This window comes from Pseudomonas sp. LBUM1671 (assembly GCF_059695685.1).
Genome location: NZ_CP166782.1, coordinates 5,107,519 through 5,125,817, shown reverse-complemented (window position 1 = coordinate 5,125,817; position 18,299 = coordinate 5,107,519). Strand labels below are relative to the sequence as shown.

At 59.7% G+C, this 18,299-nt stretch carries 20 protein-coding genes; 8 read left to right on the top strand and 12 right to left on the bottom strand.

Annotation, left to right across the window (positions count from 1 at the left end; genetic code table 11):
• Positions 1-73 precede the first annotated feature (73 nt).
• The gene (locus tag ACA060_RS23695; protein WP_497313580.1) at positions 74-568 is read left to right on the top strand and encodes a RidA family protein; all 495 of its coding nucleotides are present in this window, start codon (positions 74-76) and stop codon (positions 566-568) included.
• Positions 569-742: 174 nt separating this feature from the next.
• On the opposite strand, the gene ACA060_RS23690 is transcribed toward ACA060_RS23695, so the two are convergent.
• The 4 genes from ACA060_RS23690 to ACA060_RS23675 all read right to left on the bottom strand — a co-directional run bounded on the left by ACA060_RS23690 (position 743) and on the right by ACA060_RS23675 (position 4,591).
• Positions 743-1,447, bottom strand: coding sequence for a hypothetical protein (locus tag ACA060_RS23690; RefSeq protein ID WP_109634666.1), 705 nt, complete (start codon positions 1,445-1,447; stop codon positions 743-745).
• Positions 1,448-1,563: 116 nt separating this feature from the next.
• Positions 1,564-2,307 carry a DUF72 domain-containing protein gene (locus ACA060_RS23685; protein ID WP_497313578.1) on the bottom strand — a complete coding sequence of 248 codons (744 nt, stop codon included), beginning with the start codon at positions 2,305-2,307 and terminating at the stop codon, positions 1,564-1,566.
• Positions 2,308-2,360: 53 nt separating this feature from the next.
• Complete coding sequence (locus ACA060_RS23680) at positions 2,361-3,878, bottom strand: sensor histidine kinase (protein WP_497313576.1); 1,518 nt, start codon at positions 3,876-3,878, stop codon at positions 2,361-2,363.
• Positions 3,875-4,591 carry a response regulator transcription factor gene (locus ACA060_RS23675; RefSeq protein ID WP_497313574.1) on the bottom strand — a complete coding sequence of 239 codons (717 nt, stop codon included), beginning with the start codon at positions 4,589-4,591 and terminating at the stop codon, positions 3,875-3,877. The genes ACA060_RS23680 and ACA060_RS23675 overlap by 4 nt, the downstream gene beginning before the upstream one ends.
• 152 nt (positions 4,592-4,743) lie before the next feature.
• On the opposite strand from ACA060_RS23675, the gene msrB reads away from it, so the two are divergent.
• The 3 genes from msrB to msrA are packed head-to-tail and all read left to right on the top strand — an operon-like array spanning position 4,744 to position 7,808.
• A complete protein-coding gene (msrB, locus tag ACA060_RS23670) occupies positions 4,744-5,262 on the top strand; it encodes a peptide-methionine (R)-S-oxide reductase MsrB (RefSeq protein WP_497313572.1) in 519 nt (172 codons plus the stop codon).
• A 43-nt stretch (positions 5,263-5,305) separates the two neighbouring features.
• Positions 5,306-7,069 (top strand): cytochrome c biogenesis protein DipZ, encoded by a 1,764-nt coding sequence (locus tag ACA060_RS23665; RefSeq protein WP_497313570.1) that lies wholly within the window; start codon positions 5,306-5,308, stop codon positions 7,067-7,069.
• A 31-nt stretch (positions 7,070-7,100) separates the two neighbouring features.
• Positions 7,101-7,808, top strand: a complete 708-nt coding sequence (gene msrA / locus ACA060_RS23660) for a peptide-methionine (S)-S-oxide reductase MsrA (RefSeq protein WP_497313568.1) — start codon at positions 7,101-7,103, stop codon at positions 7,806-7,808.
• A gap of 12 nt (positions 7,809-7,820) precedes the next feature.
• Here msrA and ACA060_RS23655 read toward each other — a convergent pair whose 3' ends face one another.
• The 3 genes from ACA060_RS23655 to ACA060_RS23645 all read right to left on the bottom strand — a co-directional run bounded on the left by ACA060_RS23655 (position 7,821) and on the right by ACA060_RS23645 (position 10,213).
• Positions 7,821-8,225 (bottom strand): GNAT family N-acetyltransferase, encoded by a 405-nt coding sequence (locus ACA060_RS23655; protein ID WP_497313566.1) that lies wholly within the window; start codon positions 8,223-8,225, stop codon positions 7,821-7,823.
• A complete protein-coding gene (locus tag ACA060_RS23650) occupies positions 8,222-9,235 on the bottom strand; it encodes a sensor domain-containing diguanylate cyclase (RefSeq protein ID WP_497313564.1) in 1,014 nt (337 codons plus the stop codon). Before ACA060_RS23650 ends, ACA060_RS23655 begins: the two co-directional genes overlap by 4 nt.
• A gap of 72 nt (positions 9,236-9,307) precedes the next feature.
• A complete protein-coding gene (locus tag ACA060_RS23645) occupies positions 9,308-10,213 on the bottom strand; it encodes a LysR family transcriptional regulator (RefSeq protein WP_109634652.1) in 906 nt (301 codons plus the stop codon).
• Positions 10,214-10,315: 102 nt separating this feature from the next.
• On the opposite strand from ACA060_RS23645, the gene ACA060_RS23640 reads away from it, so the two are divergent.
• Positions 10,316-11,491: an aspartate aminotransferase family protein gene (locus ACA060_RS23640; RefSeq protein WP_497313562.1), complete on the top strand. Its 1,176-nt coding sequence runs from the start codon at positions 10,316-10,318 to the stop codon at positions 11,489-11,491.
• A gap of 64 nt (positions 11,492-11,555) precedes the next feature.
• Here the strand turns inward: ACA060_RS23640 and ACA060_RS23635 are convergent, their stop codons facing one another.
• From ACA060_RS23635 to ACA060_RS23615, 5 genes are all read right to left on the bottom strand, one after another.
• Entirely contained in the window at positions 11,556-11,990 is a 435-nt protein-coding gene (locus tag ACA060_RS23635) for a bleomycin resistance protein (protein WP_497313560.1), read from the bottom strand.
• A gap of 12 nt (positions 11,991-12,002) precedes the next feature.
• A complete protein-coding gene (locus tag ACA060_RS23630; protein WP_497313558.1) occupies positions 12,003-12,512 on the bottom strand; it encodes a P-loop NTPase family protein in 510 nt (169 codons plus the stop codon).
• Between the two features lie 14 nt (positions 12,513-12,526).
• Positions 12,527-14,449, bottom strand: coding sequence for an alkaline phosphatase D family protein (locus ACA060_RS23625; protein WP_497313556.1), 1,923 nt, complete (start codon positions 14,447-14,449; stop codon positions 12,527-12,529).
• A gap of 147 nt (positions 14,450-14,596) precedes the next feature.
• Positions 14,597-14,860, bottom strand: coding sequence for a hypothetical protein (locus tag ACA060_RS23620; RefSeq protein WP_497313554.1), 264 nt, complete (start codon positions 14,858-14,860; stop codon positions 14,597-14,599).
• On the bottom strand, positions 14,850-15,641 hold the full coding sequence (locus ACA060_RS23615; protein ID WP_497313552.1) for an MlaA family lipoprotein: 792 nt from the start codon (positions 15,639-15,641) through the stop codon (positions 14,850-14,852). The genes ACA060_RS23620 and ACA060_RS23615 overlap by 11 nt, the downstream gene beginning before the upstream one ends.
• A 166-nt stretch (positions 15,642-15,807) precedes the next feature.
• On the opposite strand from ACA060_RS23615, the gene ACA060_RS23610 reads away from it, so the two are divergent.
• From ACA060_RS23610 to ACA060_RS23600, 3 genes are read left to right on the top strand one after another with little or no spacing between them, the layout of a single operon-like run.
• The gene (locus tag ACA060_RS23610; protein ID WP_109634641.1) at positions 15,808-16,518 is read left to right on the top strand and encodes a response regulator; all 711 of its coding nucleotides are present in this window, start codon (positions 15,808-15,810) and stop codon (positions 16,516-16,518) included.
• Positions 16,515-17,855 carry a sensor histidine kinase gene (locus ACA060_RS23605; protein ID WP_497313550.1) on the top strand — a complete coding sequence of 447 codons (1,341 nt, stop codon included), beginning with the start codon at positions 16,515-16,517 and terminating at the stop codon, positions 17,853-17,855. Before ACA060_RS23610 ends, ACA060_RS23605 begins: the two co-directional genes overlap by 4 nt.
• 28 nt (positions 17,856-17,883) lie before the next feature.
• Complete coding sequence (locus ACA060_RS23600; protein WP_497313548.1) at positions 17,884-18,252, top strand: PH domain-containing protein; 369 nt, start codon at positions 17,884-17,886, stop codon at positions 18,250-18,252.
• Positions 18,253-18,299: the final 47 nt, after the last annotated feature.

Here is an 18,299-nt window from a genome sequence, read left to right as displayed (position 1 = left end):
GCCCTGATCAAGACACGCATCTCTCTCTACCATCACCTGCGCGTATGCATGATTGATTAAGAGGGTTCGGTTAATGAGTAATCAAATGAGTCGCGACGAGCGCTTCCTCGCGATGGCGAAAGAACTCGGCTTTGATATCTACGACGAGAACTCTGCCGGCGGGCATTACGCGCCGCTGATCCGGCACGATGACGAACTGTATGTCAGCGGGCTGGTGCCGCGAATGAACGGCAAAATCCAGTACCCCGGCCGAGTGGGGCTGGAACTCAACCTGGCCGATGCCCAAGAGGCCGCGGGTATCAGCGCGATCCGTGGGCTTGCACTGATCCGTGAGGCCATCGGTTCACTGGATAACGTCAAGGCACTGCTGCGCATCACCGTCTACGTGAAATCCACGTTCGACTTTGTGGACCTCAGCGAGGTGGCCAACGGCGCGTCCGACGTCTTTACGCATGTGTTGGGTGAAGCCGGGAAGCACACACGAACGACCGTCGGTGTTTACCAGTTGCCGAAAAACGCGCCGATAGAAGTGGATATGATTGCGGCCTTGTATCCGACCGAGCGGTAAGTCTTTTGGGCATACCTGCTTTTGTGGCGAGGGAGCTTGCTCCCGCTTGAGTGCGTAGCACTCACAAGAATCGGCATTGTTGCCACATTTTTTTGGGGCCGCTACGCAGCCCAGCGGGAGCAAGCTCCCTCGCCACAGGTTGCTTACTGACTGAAAGCTTTCAGGTCGATCGTGTTACTGCGCGGCGATGCTGTAGCCGTCGAACGCGGTTTGCTGCTGAAGTGCGGTGATGATGTTTTTGCGGTTGACCGCTTGTTCGGCCCCGGTGTTGTCCAGGAACGTTTCGCTTTCAATCTGCGCATCCTCGCCTTCGCCGACGAAGGTGAAACCGAGGAACTCCAGCGCTTTGCGATCTACGTTCAGGCTCGCACGAGGCGTGCGTAGCGGCAGCGTGACGCTCGCGCCATCCTTGCTGATGGTAAACACTTCGAGGTCTTTCTTGGCGCGAGCCACTTTGCTCTTGCCGGTGCTTGGGTTGCTGATGGCCTGATGCGTCTGGTTCAGCACCTTCAAGGCCAGGCCATAGACGATTTCCTGAAACGCCGGGTCTTCCTTGAAACTGGACAGAATACGGCTGATCGGAAACTTGCTGCTCAGGTCTTCCAGCGCGGCAATGTCGGACGCTTCGGCGTCTTTCAGTTGTTTCAGCTCGCCCATCAATTCATAGGCTTTATCGTCGTCGAAGCTGTCGTGAGCCTGGCGAATCGCGGCGCGCAGCTCGCGGATCTGGTCGCTTTCCCGGGTCGATTGAAAAGCGTCCAGGACCATCTCGCTGATGGTCTTGGCCTGTGGCACATGCTGTGAAAGATTGATGGAGTTTTCGTATTCCGCTTTGGACGACAAGGTGACTACGGATTCAGCGGTATTGGAATCGGACATTGAAATTTCACTACTTCTTTTAACTTGGGTTTAGGCGAGAAAGCACGGGGCCTTTTCAGGCCGACTAATCTATTGGACCTGACCTGAGTTGTCACGGATGAACAGGCGGTTGGTCATCATTTTTGGCGGGGAAGCGTCATTCGCTGAAGCTCCAGCGCATTGGCCGTCGCCGCGCCACTGGCGGTGTTGTCGAAGATGCACCAGGTGGGAACGCCGTCGGCTTGGGGTTGTAGCTTTTGAGCCAGGAGTTCAAGCCAAGGCGTTTCGTAGCTTGAGTAGTAGATTCGTGGTGATCCGTGCAACCGGTAGTAGCGGATGCCCGGCCAGGCTCCGGGCACATCTCCATCGGGCAATGGCGAAGGATCAACGGCCACTTGGCCGATTCGATGCTCAATCAGTAGCGCTTGCGCCTCAGGTGTTTGCCAGCTGACATGCCTCGGTTCAAATACCGCGAAGCCGCAGTAACGCGAACGAAATGTGGTGAAGAAGGTTTCGGCGGTTTTGATTTCGAAGGACAGGGAGGGCGGGATCTGGATTAGCAGGCAACCAAGCTTCTGACCCAGATGGCAGCATTGCTCGACAAAGTCATCGATCAACTTTTCACAATCCAGCAAGCGAGCTTCGTGAGTGATCTGCTTGGGGACTTTGACTGAAAACCTGAAACCCTCCGGCACACTCTCGGCCCATCGTGCATAGGTCGCCGGGCGGTGAGGCCGATAAAACGAACTGTTGATCTCCACACACGTTAGTCGTGCCGCGTACCGTTGCAGGTGTGTGCCTGCGACGGGAAATACTTCCCACTGTTCGCGGGGCAGGCTCCATCCGGCGCAGCCGATATACAGGGGCGTGGTGGCAGTCATCAGCGTTTTCTCGCCTCAGCATCAGGTTAAAAACTGTGACCGCTGAAACCTGGCTATCTCCCCATCGAATTCAGGTTCATCGAGCGAACAGCCCATTTTTCCGCCGTTTGCTCATCCACCGGCAAGGAGAAACGGAAAGTCGCACCCCGTCCCGGAACGTCGATCAACTGAATCTCGCGACCGTGCAATTGCAGGATCCGATGCACGATTCGCAGCCCCAGTCCGCCATCGCGCCGGGCACCGCCAATGTTGAACGGTCGCAAGAACAAGCCCTCGCGTAATTCGGGTGCGATGCCGGGGCCGGTGTCGCTGACGGTGACTTCGATAAAGGGCCCCTGAGGGCGCAGGCTCAGTTCGATTTCGCCACCCTGAGGTGTGTCGCGCAGGGCATTGTCGAACAGGTTGGTCAATACGCGCTCGATCAGCCCCAAGTCGGCGCAGGCGGCCGAAACGTTGGGCGCGAAGGTGGCCTTGAGTTCGATCTGCCGTGATTCGGCGGTGAGTTCGAATTTCTGGAAGATGTCCTGCACCAGGTCGGTCAGGGAGAAACGCTCCAGCACCGGTTGCACGAAACCGTGTTCCAGCCGAACCAGTTCCAACAGCGATTGCGCCAGGCCACCCACCTTGCGGCTTTGATCCAGGGCGATGCCCAGGTAGCGACGGCGGTCGACGGGGGACAGCGTGGCGTCTTTGAGCGACAGGGTTTCCAGATACCCGTGCAGCGAGGCCAGCGGTGTGCGCAGGTCGTGGGAAATGTTCGCCACCAGTTCGCGACGCTCCTGATCCTGGCGAGTCAGCGAGCGCCACTGTTCGCTGAGGCGGGTTTGCATCTGGCGGAAGGCTGCGTCGAGTACGGCAATCTCATCATGACTGGACGTTTTTTCTACCGGGTCCGTGACGGGCGGGGAGGAGGGGACGCCGTCGATGTCGAACTGGCTGACTCGTTCGGTCAACCGACGCAGCGGTCGGGTGATCAGGGCAAATGCCGCGAGGCCAGCGATCAGGCACAACAACGCCACCAGACCGATGGACAGCAGCGCGGTATCGAGCGCGGCGCTGGTGGCGCCGCGTTCGGCGAAGCGGTCGTGTTCTTCGCTGAGCAACACCACATAGAGGTAACCCTCCTGTTTGCCGTTGACCTGCAACGGCGCGGCGCTGAACACTTTGCGTCCGTCGACGCTGCGCGGATCGTCGCCGAGAATCGGCAGCGCATCGCCTTTTAGCAACCGCTGGATCGGTGCCAGATCGACCCGGTCCCGGCGCATCCGGCCTTCGGGGGCAGCGCTGCCGACGACATGTCCCTCGGTGTTGAGCAGGTAGACCTCGACACTGGGATTGACCAGCATGAGTTTGCTGAACAGTTCGCGCACGGCGTTCGGCATCAGGCCATTGGTGTCCATCAGCACGGTGTCGCGGGCGATGTGTTGGGCGAGATCGCGCGACAGCCCTTGAACCACTTCCAGTTCGTGCATCTTGTTGGAGCGCACTTGCATCCAGGCCGAGGTGCTACAGCACACCAGCAACAGAACGGCGAACACCAGGGACAGGCGCTGTGTCAGGGTTAGCCTCATGGCTGCTCCTCCCTGACCGAGAATTTATAGCCGCGACCCCACACCGTCAGGATGCGCGCGGGTTGTGCCGGATCGGCTTCGATCTTGGCCCGCAGGCGGTTGATATGGGTGTTGACCGTGTGTTCGTAGCCTTCGTGGCTGTAGCCCCAGACCGCGTTCAGCAGGTCCATCCGCGAGAACACCTTGCCAGGCTGACGGACGAAGAAATACAGCAGGTCGAACTCGCGTGGAGTCAGGTCCAGGCGACGACCGTCGAGAGAGACGTCGCGGGTGATCGGGTCGATGGACAGGCCATTTGTGATCAGGCTGCCAGCGTCCATTTTCAGGTTGCGGGCCATGGCGTCGACTCGTCGCAGCAGGGCTTTGACCCGGGCGACCAGCTCAAGCATGGAGAAAGGCTTGGCCAGGTAATCGTCGGCACCGAGTTCCAGCCCCAGGATCCGATGAACTTCACTGGAGCGGGCGCTGGTGATGATGATCGGTGTGTAGCGGGCCATGGCCCGCGCCCGACGGCAGATTTCCAGGCCGTCGACACCGGGCAACATCAGGTCGAGGATCAATGCGTCCCAGCTTCCTTGCTGCAGCAGTCGCATGCCTTCATCACCGTCGGCGCAGTGCACCACCTCGAACTGCTCATCGCGCAGATGCAGGCAGATAAGGTCGGCGATGTGCAGGTCGTCCTCGACCACCAGGACACGTTTGGTCTGTTCCATAAAGCTCAATCCTTTGTAGCGCAATGGGCACATTGTGCGGGTTTTCCTCGGGTCGAGTTATCACGAATTGTTTAACTGTCCGTGAGGATTTGGCGATCAACCCAAGCCTAGGCTGTGCTCCCTATCAGGCATCTGGAATTTTGGAGAAGGCCATGTTTTCACGGCGACAGTTTCTTGTAGCGAGCGGCGGGCTGGGCGCTGCAGCCCTGGTGGTCGGTGTGTTGCCAAAATTTGCCGCCCGTACCGAGCTGATCAGCGACGCCAGTGCGTCGGAGGTGTTCGAGGTCACTCACACCGACAGCGAATGGCGCGCCCTGCTCAGCGCCGAACAGTACGAAATCCTGCGGGAAGAGGGCACCGAGCGGGTCTACAGCAGCCCGCTGAACAACGAGCATCGCGAGGGGATTTTTGCCTGTGCCGGTTGTGCCTTGCCGCTGTTTTCTTCCGACACCAAGTTTGATAGCCGCACCGGTTGGCCCAGTTTCTGGGCGCCGCTGGACAAGGCAGTGGCGACTCGTCAGGACCGATCCTTCGGCGTGCTGCGCGAAGAAGTCCATTGCCGGCGTTGCGGTGGGCATCTGGGCCATGTCTTCGACGATGGGCCCAAGCCCACCGGCCTGCATTACTGCATGAATGGTCTGGCGATGACCTTCGAGCCCCAGGCGGCGTGACCCATGGGCACTTCCTTTCACTCATTTAATGCAGGTCGATGCTATGTGGCTTCTGGTTCTCGCTTATCTCGGTGGTGTGCTGACGATTGTCAGCCCGTGCATTCTGCCGGTATTGCCCTTTGTCTTCGCTCGCACCGGGCAGCCGTTTATGAAAAGTGGCTTGCCGCTGTTGGCGGGGATGGCGCTGACCTTCGCGCTCGTCGCCTCGTTGGCGGCGGTGGGCGGCGGTTGGGTGGTGCAAGTCAATCAGTACGGTCGCTGGCTCGCGTTGCTGTTCGTGGCACTGTTCGGGCTGACGCTGCTGCTGCCTCGACTGGCCGAGCGCCTGACACGTCCACTGGTGGCGGCCGGCAGCCGACTGTCGGAAGCGGCGGGCGCCGATGCTCGTCCGCGTCCCGGCGCTTCGTTCCTGATCGGCGTCGCCACGGGCCTGCTCTGGGCGCCGTGTGCCGGACCGATTCTCGGCCTGTTGCTGACCGGCGCAGCGCTGCAAGGGGCAAGCATCGCCACCACGTTGCTGTTGCTGGCCTACGCCGCGGGTGCCGCCACTTCCCTCGCCGTGGCGTTGTTGCTGGGCGGTAAAGTCTTTGCGGCGATGAAGCGCTCGATCGGCGCGGGTGAATGGCTGCGCCGAGGTTTGGGCGCGGCGATGCTGGCCGGCGTGGCGGCGATTGCCCTCGGGCTGGACACCGGGATTCTGGCGCGGATTTCGACAGCTTCCACCGGCGGCATCGAGCAGGCCTTGGTGGGTCGGTTAGCCGGTAAGTCACCGAGCAACAGCGGAGCGATGATGGCCGCTGGCGGGGCGATGAAAATGGCGGCGAAAGCGCCGGGCGCATTGCCGATTGAAGGCAACCTCCCGCCACTGGACGGCGCCGTGCAGTGGCTCAATTCACCTCCACTGACCGCACAGGCATTGAAGGGCAAAGTCGTGCTGGTGGATTTCTGGACTTACTCCTGCATCAACTGCCTGCGCACCTTGCCGTATGTCAAAGCCTGGGCCGAGAAATACCGCGATCAGGGCCTGGTGGTGATCGGTGTTCATGCGCCTGAGTTCGCCTTCGAGCGTGATGTGGGCAATGTCACCAAAGCCATGAAAGACCTGGGCATCACCTATCCGGTGGCGATCGATAACGACTACAAGATCTGGCGTGCATTCAACAACGAATACTGGCCAGCCCATTATTTTGCCGACGCGCAGGGGCGTATTCGTTATCACCACTTCGGTGAAGGCGATTATGCCGAGTCGGAACGGGTCATCCAGCAACTGCTGCGTGAAGCGGGCGCCACAAAGGTCGCCGACGGGCTGATCAAAGCCGACGCCACTGGGGTTCAGCTCGCCCCCGACATGAATGAGGTCCAGTCTCCGGAAACCTATGTCGGCTACCAGCGGGCGGAGCACTTCGTACCGGCAACCGGTCTGGTACCGGACAAGGCGTCGGCGTACACCACCCCACCGCAATTGGCACTCAACGATTGGGGGCTGGACGGTCAATGGAACGTCGGTTCTGAACGCGCGACCTCAACTGCGCCCGCCAGCCGCATCGTCTACCGCTTCCACGCTCGCGATTTGCACCTCGTACTGGGCCCCGGCGCAGACGGTAAACCGGTGCGCTTCAAAGTGCTGATCGACGGAAAAGCCCCCGGCGATGCCCACGGTACCGACGTGGCGCCCGATGGCAGCGGCAGTGTCACCGAGCAACGGTTATATCAATTGGTGCGCCAGAACGGCGGTGTGGCGGACCGAACCTTCAGCATCGAGTTTCTCGATCCGGGTGTGTCGGCGTATGCCTTTACCTTCGGTTGATAGCCCTATCATTTGTTCAGGAGTCAGACTCATGAAGATCCCAGTTGTATGGCGCCGTACCTTGTTGGGTTTGGCAGCCGCTGGCGTCATCGGCCAATGCGCGGCGTTCTCTTTCGGTGCAGCGCAGAAGGGGGTCATCATCCCGCCGCCTGCCCTGGACGAAACCACTCAGGCCCACAGTGAAACCGCAGTCTTTGCTGGCGGTTGCTTCTGGGGCGTCCAAGGGGTGTTCCAGCACGTCAAAGGCGTGAAACAAGCCGTCTCCGGGTACGCCGGCGGTGAAGCGAACACCGCTCGGTATGAGCGCGTCAGCGACGGCGATACCGGTCATGCGGAATCGGTCGAGGTCACTTTCGATCCGTCGCAGGTCAGTTACGGCACCTTGCTGCAGATCTATTTCTCAGTGGCGCACAACCCCACCGAGTTGAACCGCCAAGGCCCCGACAGCGGCACGCAGTATCGGTCGGCAATCTTCCCGGCGAACACTGAACAGCAGCGCGTCGCCCAGGCCTACATTGCCCAGCTCGACGCCGCCCATTCGTTCAACAAACCCATTGTGACCAAGCTTGAAACCTACAACGGTTTTTACCCGGCGGAGGAGGAGCATCAGGACTTTCTGACCGAGCACCCGACGTATCCATACATCGTGATCAACGACCTGCCGAAAGTCGCGCAGCTGAAGCAGCTGTACCCGGATCGGTATCAGGAGAAACCGGTGCTGGTGAAGTCGGGAATGTGAAGGACGTTTTGGCTATCGACTGCGTGGGCGCTCCATCGCGATGCTCGACGGTTCAAAACCCAGGCGCGAGAAGAATGCCGAAGCGCCTTCGCGGCCAGCGCGCAGAACCCAGGTGATGTCGGTGTTCTCGCCCATGACATGCTCGACCAGCGCCCGACCAACGCCTTCACGTCGATGCTGCCCGGACACGACAACCATCGACAGATAACCGTTGGACAGGCCGTCGGTAATGCCACGGGCAAACCCGACGATGTGGGAGTCCTTCACGGCAAGCGCTGTGCGTTGGGAGTTGGCGATCAACAGTTCAAAATGTTCAGGTGAACCCAGACGATGAGCCCATCCGTTCTGCTCAAGAAAAAGCCGCACGGATTCCACTTCCAAGGGCAGTACATCGCGGACATGCAGGACGGCACTCACCCGGAAATCACATTCTTGCCCGCGACTTTTGACCGATACAGCGCCTGATCGGCCCTGGCCAGAAGACCGGTCTGTTGCTCTTCTTCAAAGCGCTGGACCACGCCAAAACTCATGGTCACCTGAAACTCTCCCACCGGCGGAAGGCTCGACAGGCCATGGCGGATGTTCTCGGCGAAGGATCTGGCGTCGGCCAGCGACGTATTGGGCAGGATCATGATGAACTCGTCGCCGCCCCAGCGCGCCAATAGGTCGCCGTAGCGCACGCAGCGTTTTACGCTCTTGACGACCTGCACCAACGCCGCATCTCCCAGGGCATGGCCGTAGTGATCGTTGATGTTCTTGAAGTCGTCGATGTCCATCGCAATCAGTGACAGCGGCTGCCGAAAGCGCTGGGCACGGTCGCATTCCTGGGGCAGGGTTTTTTCCAGACGATAGCGATTGGCGATCGATGTCAGCGCATCGGTTTCCGCCAGTTTGCGGTTTTCTTCCAATTGAATTTGCAGCTGCTGATTGACCCGCGACAACTCGCGGGTGCGTTCTTCGACGATGGCTTCAAGGGATTGATTGCGCCGTTCCATCTCCTCGAACAGACGTTTCTTGTCTTCGATACTGCGGTGCGCACCGACCATCCTCGCGACCGATCCGTCGGCGTTGCGTGCCAGCACGTAGCCGCGATCTTCGATCCAGATATAACTGCCGTCCTGCTTGCGGCAGCGATACTCAGCCTGGTAGCCCGGCACTCGTTGATTCAGGTAATCATCAAACACCGTCATCACCCGCGGATAGTCATCGGGGTGCATCACGTTTTCCCAGGTAAACACGGTGTTGTCCAGGGAGTGAGGCGCGTAGCCGAGCATTTCGTACCACCCGGGATTGCGGTAGACGAACCCGGTGTTGGCGTTCCAGTCCCATATGCCATCACTGACCAGTTCCAGAATGGTGTGCAACATGTCCTCGTTCAAATCCGACACATTGAATTTCAACGGCTCGATATTTGATGCCTCACCCATCACCGCTCTCCTTGCACTGATATCAAAGTGACCCGTCAGTCGGGGAGATTAGTGCATGGCGTAATGCTCCGGCTAGTGCTTGGCCCACAACTGCATGGCGAAGTCGACGAAGCGACGTAATTTCGGCAAGCGGTAGCGATCCTGGGCGTACACCAAGTGCATTGGCCGGCTCGGCAATTGATAGTTCTGCATCAACGCCACCAGTTTTCCGTTCAGCAAATCCTGCTCGACCAACGCATCGGGCAACATCACGATGCCCATCCCGGTTCGAGCGGCCTGATGAAGCCCCGCCGAACTGTTGATCAGCATCGGGCCTTTGACGGCCACCATGACTTCGCCTTCGGGTCCGCTCAGGCGCCACTGTTTTTCCACTGACTGCCAGTCATCGCCGACCGGGTAGGCAAAGGACAAGCAGTCGTGATGTTGCAGGTCTTCGGGTTTTTCCGGTGTGCCCCGGCGTGCCAGATAAGATTTCGAGGCGCACATGGTCAGCGTGTAGTCGATGAGCGGGCGGGCGATCAGGTTGGACGGTTCGATTGCGCCTAGGCGAAAAGCCACGTCGAGACCGTTCTCTAGAAGGTCGGGTCGCCCGTTGGTGAGCACCACGTCCAGTTTGACTTGCGGGTAACGCAGGGCGAATTCGCTAAGCGCCGGCGCAAGCTTTTCAGTGCCGAAGGTCAACGGCGCCGTGATCCGCAAGGTCCCGCTCGGTGTGTCCTGACTTTGTTCGGCCAGCCGCTCGGAATCCTCCACCAACCCCAGCACCTCCAGACAGCGCTGGTAATAAGCGGAACCGAACTCCGTCAGTCGCTGGCGCCGTGTCGTCCGGTTCAACAAGCGCACACCCAGACGTTGCTCCAGCGCGCGAAGGTGATTGCCGACCATGGTTGTCGACATTTCGCACTGCTGCGCGGCGGCGGTCATGCTGCCGGCTTCTACAACCCTGACGTAAACCGTCATTGCCTGGAATAAATCCATTATCAAGCTCAGCTTTAAGATGATTGAAGTGTTGCAGCGTTTATCCAGCTCAGGTGGCTAACCATACTGCAAAAACACCGACAATTGATGGAGCTTGATGTCATGACCGCCGCCTGCCTGATGACCACTTACCAACCCCTGGCCCTGAGTTTCAGCAAAGGCCTGGGCACTCGACTGTGGGATCAGGCGGGTCGTGAATATCTGGACGCGGTGGCCGGTGTGGCGGTGACCAATGTCGGCCACTCTCATCCCAAAATCGTGTCAGCAATCAGCGAGCAGGCCGGGTTGCTATTGCACACCTCCAATCTCTACAGCATCGACTGGCAGCAGCGGTTGGCGCAGAAACTGACAAAACTGTCCGGCATGGAGCGGGCGTTTTTCAGCAACTCCGGTGCCGAAGCCAATGAAACCGCGCTGAAACTCGCACGGCTTTACGGCTGGCACAAAGGCGTCGAGCAGCCGCTGGTGGTGGTCATGGAGAACGCCTTTCATGGCCGGACGCTGGGCACGTTATCCGCCAGCGACGGCCCGGCCGTGCGCTTGGGATTCAATAAGTTGCCCGGCGATTTCGTCAAAGTGCCCTTCGGCGACCTCAACGCGCTGAAAAAGGTGCAGCAAGCCCACGGCCCGCGCATCGTGGCGATTCTGATGGAACCGATTCAGGGCGAAAGCGGCGTGCAGTTAGCGCCTCCCGGTTACCTGAAAGCCGTGCGCGAACGGTGCAACCGGCGCGGCTGGCTGATGATGCTCGACGAAATCCAGACTGGCATCGGTCGTACCGGCCAATGGTTCGCCTTTCAGCACGAAGGCATCGTTCCGGACGTCATGACCCTGGCCAAGGGCCTCGGCAACGGCATCCCCATCGGCGCTTGCCTGGCCCGGGGCAAAGCCGCCGAGCTGTTCACCCCCGGCAGCCATGGCAGCACCTTCGGCGGCAATCCGCTGGCGTGCCGGGTCGGCTGCACGGTGCTGGACATCGTCGAAGAACAAGGCCTGCTGGAAAACGCCAGGCTTCAGGGCGATCGCCTGCTGACCAGACTGCGTGCCGAACTGGCAGACGACCCGAACGTCCTGGCGATTCGTGGCCAAGGCCTGATGATAGGCATCGAACTCAAGCAACCGATCCGCGACCTGACCCTGATCGCCGCACGGGACCACGGCTTGCTGATCAACGTGACACGGGGCAAGACCATTCGCCTGCTGCCACCGCTGACGATTGATGAGCGGGAAGTGGAAATGATTGTCAGAGGGGTTTGTCGAGCGGTGAGCGCGGCCTGACATAAGGATCGTTCCCACGCAGAGCGTAGGAACGATCTTGCTCGGGGTAATGGTTGTTGCGACCTCAACAATCTGACAAACACACCCGCTCCCCCAAACTCTCCACCAACCGAACCAGATACCCATCCGGGTCCTGCACCAGAAACTCACGCTGCCCGACTTCCACCGCATCGGCGCGATACCAGACGTCGGCGCAGGGACGAAACAGCGGCCATTCAACATCCGCCAATCGCGTGAGTATCGGTTCGACAAGATCAACAGTGATCTGAAAGTTGATGCCCCGACCAAACGGCGCTTCCAATGCCCCCGTCATCCACTGGCCTTCGTCCGGCGCGTATTGCTCCAGCATGATCTGCACGCCGTTTTTATCGAGGTAGGCGAAACCTGCTTCCGGACGCTCGTAGGCGATTTCGAAACCGATTAACGAGGTCCAGAAATGCAGGCTTTTCTTGATGTCGGTGACCATCAGTTCGGGCACCAACTTGCTCCGTGCAAACATACCTATCCTTTTTTAAGCGCTGTGAGATGAGTCGGGAAGAGTGTTCACGAAGGCCGCGATTTCACTCCGATCCATGAGCCTGATTTTTGAACCGTTGAATCCTTCGAACAATTGCCGGTGTGCGGAAAACCCACTGGAGTCTTCGCGAACACGGTAACTGCCAGCCCATTCGAGCAACGCTATCAGCAACTCGTCGTTATCCTGTCGGTTTTCTCGTTGGCGAATGTTGGTGACGCAGCTTTCGTCGTCAACACACAGCCAGACAAGCGCAGTGGCGCGGTGGATAAGTTCGTTGACGATCCAGCCGTACACCCCTTCGATCACCCAGCGCGGTTCATCCGCCGCGACGCGCGCCATGGCGAGTGCTTCGGGGCGAGGGCGGGCGATGCTGCATTCATCCGACACCCAATGAACCTGGTGAAGATCGGTCCGTGGCGCATGCAGTTGCTCAGCCAGTCGTTTAGCCAGCCAACTTTTGCCAGCGCCGGAGTTGCCGATGATCAGGGTTCGGGTGAGGTCCATGGTGGCTCACATTTTCAGTCGTCGTTGTCGGGCGCAATCATCCGCGTCTTTGGCGCACCGTTTGAGTTGTGCTGATAGATTCCCTGCGGTTGTCCTTTCTCATTGAAGAACACTTGGCCGATCCCCGCCGAATTCCACAACCGTTCACCCGCTTCAGCATGTTCGGGGGTGTGCGGGATGATGCGCATGCGGCGGCGTTTGGTCAGCCAGTTGAGCGGCGAGCGCGGTGAGTAAAGCCAGCGGTTTAGGCGGTCGAACCACTCGAGCAGTGCGGGCGGGAATTCGTTCTTGATGCCGCTGCTGGTGATCTGCCAGATCCTCGGACCGGCCTTACGGTGTCGGATCAGGACTTCGTAGACGAAGGAATAATGCACATCGCCCGACAGCACCACGTAGTTACCCGGTGTGCGCGAGTGTCGGAAAATGTTCAGGATCACCTGCGCCGCGCCGCGATGGGCCATCCAGTTTTCCGCGTCGACCAGCAGGGGATAACCGCACCAGCTGAAGACGCGTTGCACGGTTTCGATCAGTTTGACGCCGAAGATCGGCGCCGGCGAAACGATGATCGCCGACGGGTGATCGAGCAGTTCCTGTTGCAGTTCGCTGAGCGCTTCCCAGTCCAGCAGACCCGAGGGTTGCTTGAGGTTCATCTCGCTGCGCCAGCGTCGGGTGCGAGTGTCGATGACCACCAGCGCCGGGCTGGTCGGCAGCACGTAATGCCAGTGTTGAAAAACCAGCAGCTCATCGATCAGAGCGTCCTGAACGTCGCTGTCGAGATAGTGGTCTTGCCCGGTGGCACTCAATAAGCGGGCTTTTTCCAGCACACCGCCGAACGCATCCGGGTTGTTGCCCCAGCCCTGGCACAGCATGTAGGCGAGCAGCGCGTTGCCGATGATGCGCTTGGAGAACGGATGGCCGTAGGCCGTTTCCTCCCATTGCGCGGACAGATTCCAGTCATCGGTGATGTCATGGTCGTCGAAAATCATCAGGCACGGCAGATGCGCCATCGCACGCGCGACACCGCCCAGCCCTGCCTTGAAGTCATCGATACGGGTTTGCTCAAGGGCATAACGCTTTTGTCTTTCGGGCGTCAGCGCCGGGGGTTGTGGCGCGATCAGCGTCCAGGGTGTCGGCGACCAGACCAGCAGGTACATGGCCATGACTTCGGCGAACGTCACCAGATGGTTGTCGGCACTGCTGCTGGTGAAAATCGGCTTACGCGCCCCGCCGAAAAATCGTTCGCGCAGGGTTTTGTTGCTCTCAAGCGCCGGTAACAAATCCGCACGATGGTAGTAACTGGCGGGGTGCTCGTAGAGCTTGGCGCTGTCGCTGACCACCGCGCCTTCGAGGTGTTCTTCGAACAATCCCAGTTGCTCGATCAGGGCATGGATCGCTCGCAACGTCGGACCGGCAACGTCGTCGGCGTAGACCTGATCTCCGCTCATCATCAGCAGGGCCGGGCGCTCTGTCGCGACATGTTCTGTCGCCAGAAAACGATCGACGCACAGCAAGCCGTCGGCTGCCGGGTGGTGAGGTTTACGGCAGGAACCGTGCATTAACTGATCAATGCGCGAACGCAACACGAAATTCGGGCAACGGGCTTCGCCATACAGCAGATGAGGCGCCCAGTCGGCAATACCGGCCGCCGCGTCATCTATCAGCAGGTCATAGTCGATCAGCGTGTCGCAGGGCAGGGCGGTGGTCAGCGGCACATCGATCAGATGAACGAAGGCATGCTTGCCAATCGGGATGACCGTGCATTGCCCGGCGTCGAGGCGAATGTCGCCGACACCTTGCAGGCGCAAGGTCAGCGACAAGGCCCGGGTTCCCACCAGCCAGAGCACCAGGCGCGTGGGCTCCAGACGCCGCAACAGCGGGCCGGCGAGGACCGGAGGCAGAGAGCGATGGCTGTCGGGGAATGGCGAAGACATGGGCATGCAGGTTCAAGACTCTTGGTGCACAGAGCGCGCGATGATAGCGCAGCCAGCGCCCAGGATTATCTGATGGCCACTGGCTTGCTGCTGAATCTGTAACAAGCGGTGATCGTTTCGGCATCACTCACACCCGAAGGCTTAAGGGGTTCATCAAGGCAGCGAAAGGCTGTCCCCTCTCATGACACTCGTTTCCCCATTGGCCACCAGCCAGCGAAACAGCTCGCTCAGCGACACCGTATGACTGCGCTCGATCCAGCGCACCACTGCCGGGCCGTAGTGTTCGGTGTAGCGGCTGAGCACCAGTTGGCGGCAGTCCGGTGACAGGCGCAGGGTGATTTCCCGGCAATGCAGATTGACCGCGTCCTGCCGGGTCACGCGCTGTTGCAGCGTCAAATGATTGCTTTCAGAAACCATCGGCCGGTGCTCCTTCGCATTGAGGTTTGGATGTTTGCGCTGAACCTTGTTTGCCATCCTCCACATAAGCAGCACGATGCTCGGCGACCACGTTGCGCAGCGCGCTGTAATAATCCGGCATTTTTTGCAGGCTGTCGGTCAGCGGTAACGCTTCTGCTCGACCATCGACGATGCCGCCGACCGTATTGATGGTGGACAGCGTATCCACGGTGTCGCTGTTGCTGCCGAACGGATCGACCACAAAGCTCAGCACTCGCCCGGCCGCATCGCGGCTGTTCGAGGTGCCGAACAATGGCAGCTCGACGATCGGACCGCCGCCGATGCCCCACACGCCAAAGGTCTGGCCAAAGTCCGCGTCATGACGCGGGATGCCGGCCATGCCGGACACATCGATCAAGCCCACCACACCCACCGTGGTATTGAGCGCGAAACGCCCCAACGTGTTGACCGAGCGCCTCGGGTTGCCTTGCAGCAGGTCATTGATAAAGACCTTGGGCTCGCCAAAGTTCGCCACGAAGTTATGCACACCCGTCTGGAAAAAGTCCGGCAAGTAACGATAGCCACGAGCGACCGGCGCCAAGGCATAGTCATCGGCCACCCGATTGAAGGCGAAGACGCCGCGGTTGAACGGCTCCACCGGGTCGTACACCGAATAGCTGATTTCGGCGCAGGCCACCGTGGCGGACGCGGGCGGTTGGCTGCTGCAACCCGCCAGCCCTGCGGCCAGCACGGCAATCGAAGTGTTGCGGGCCAGCCAGGGAGCACATTTGAAAGGCAACATGGACGCAAGTCTCGGTAGGAATTCGCCGAGATGCTGAGCCCCAAGCCTTGCGCAAAGATGTCCGGTTTATTGCGGCGCTGATGTTTTATTGCAGGATTGAAATATATGACGCGCTGCCGTGAATGGTTTTAGATGGCGGTTCCATTCGGCCCTTAAGTGACCTTCGGTGAACAGCCTTTTAATTGTGGACGACGACGTTGAAGTCCTCGATCTGCTGAAAAAATTCTTCGTACAACACGGTTACAGCGTCGAGGTCGCCACCGACGGCGCGTCGCTGTGGGCGGCCATCGAGCGACAGCCGCCGGACCTGATCATTCTTGACGTGATGTTGCCAGGTGACAGCGGACTGATCCTGTGTCAGCAACTGCGGATTCGCTATGCCATGCCGGTGATCATGCTGACCGCCATGGGTGAGCTCAGTGACCGGGTCGTCGGCCTCGAACTCGGCGCCGATGATTACCTGACGAAACCCTTCGACGCCCGCGAACTGCTGGCCCGGGTGCGCGCCGTGCTGCGGCGCGTGGACGAACGCCGCCCGGTCGTGCAGGAGCGCCCACGGCCGCTGATCGACTTCGCCGACTGGCACCTCGACGTCACCCGCCGTGAACTGCGTTCGCCGGACAACGTGATGATCCCGCTCTCGGCCGGTGAGTTCGACTTGCTGCTGGTCTTCGTCGAACACCCCCAGCGCATCCTCACCCGCGAGCAGTTACTGGACCTGGCGCGCGGGCATTGCCATGACGCGTTTGATCGCAGCATCGATGTGCAAATCAGCCGCCTGCGCCGCAAACTCGAGTCCGACACCAAGCGCCCGGCAATGATTCGCACCGTGCGCAATGGCGGCTACCTGTTCACCCCCAGCGTGACGCGGCGATGAGCTGGCTCAAGCGGATTCGCCGGGACACGGTGGCGCGCTGGATCGCCTTGACCATCATTCTGGCGATGCTCATTTCTCTGGCGCTCAATGGACTGTTTATACAATTGGCCGGCGTGTGGGCACGTCCGCCGCTGACCGAAACCGGGCTGCTCGATAAAATGGCCGCCATCACCCGCATCATCCAGGCCGCTCCGGCGCCGCTGCGCAGTCAAATGGCGCAAGCCGTCAGCGATGATGGCTTCACCGTTAGCTGGCACCTTGATCGGCGTGAACTCGATCTGCCACCGGTGGAGGATCTGGACTCCGAAATAGGCTCGACTGTCCTGCAACCGCTACTTAAATTCGCCGGTCGAATCCAGGTCTATGAGCCGTCTGACTGGACGGACAACTCGGCGGACGCGCATTACGCGCTGTTGATCGAGCTACCGGACGCCTCCTGGCTGATGTTCGCCGCACACTCGCGCAATTGGGGGCTCGACGACACGCCACGCTACCTGATCGTCATCCTGCTGGTGCTGATCTCCACCACCCTCGTCACACTGATTGCCACTCGCCGCCTCGCCACACCTTTGCAACACTTCACCGAAGGCGCTCGGCGATTCGGCGTGGACTTCCGCGCGCCACCCATCGAACCCCTCGGACCCCAGGAAATCCGCCAGGCGATCCTCGCCTTCAATGCCATGCAGGCGCAGTTGCAACACTTCATCCGCGACCGCACGCAAATGCTCGCCGCGATCTCCCACGACCTGCGCGCGCCCCTGACGCGGATGCGCTTGCGCGGGGAATTCATCGAAGACAGCGAGCAACAGCAACGGCTGTTTCGCGACGTGGATGAAATGCAGGCGATGATCAATTCGGCGCTGGAATTCTTCCGGGATGATGCGCGGCTAGAACCGGCGACCCAGTTTGATCTGTCTGAATTGCTGCAAACCTTGCTGGATGATTATCGGGATCAAGGTGTTGAGATGGCCTTCAGCGGGCCGTTGCGGCTGGTGTATTTCGGCAGGCCGTTGGGACTTAAGCGGGTGATGACCAATCTGTTGGATAACGCAATCAAATACGGGAGCGAACCGGCGATTGAACTGATTGCTGATGCCGGGGAAGTGCGGATCAAAGTACTGGACCGTGGGCCGGGGATTCCGGAGGCCAGCCTTGAACAAGTGTTTGCGCCGTTCTTTCGCATGGAAGGATCGCGAAACAAAAGCACCGGCGGCGTGGGCTTGGGATTATCGGCGGCGCGGGCGATAGTGTTGGAGCATGGCGGGGAACTGAAACTGCGTAATCGGTCGAAGGGCGGGCTGGAAGCGTTGGTGGTGTTGCCGGTGCATCCGGTTTAGAGGTTCATTTGAAAACAGGGAATGACAGATGATTGATTTCAACAACAAAGGCTTCTTCAAACTCAAGCAGAACGACGAATACGCCGAACGCGTCACTGCGCTGCTGCTGGATGGGGAGCAGGTCATCGACTCCTACAAATCCATGCGCGATGGCGTGGTGTTTACCAACAAGCGGATCATCGCCGTCAACGTCCAGAGCCTCACCGGCAGCAAGAAAGACTTCACCTCGTTGCCGTACAAAAACATCGTGGCGTATTCGGTGGAAACGTCCGGGACGTTTGACCTGGATTCCGAGTTGGAGATTTATTTCTCGTCGCTGGGGAAGGTGAAGTTCGAGTTCACCGGGAAGACATCGATGGTGGAAATTTCGAAGCTGATTTCCAAGCATTTGCTCTGAACACACAACCCCTGTGGGAGCGAGCCTGCTCGCGATAGCGTCAGTTC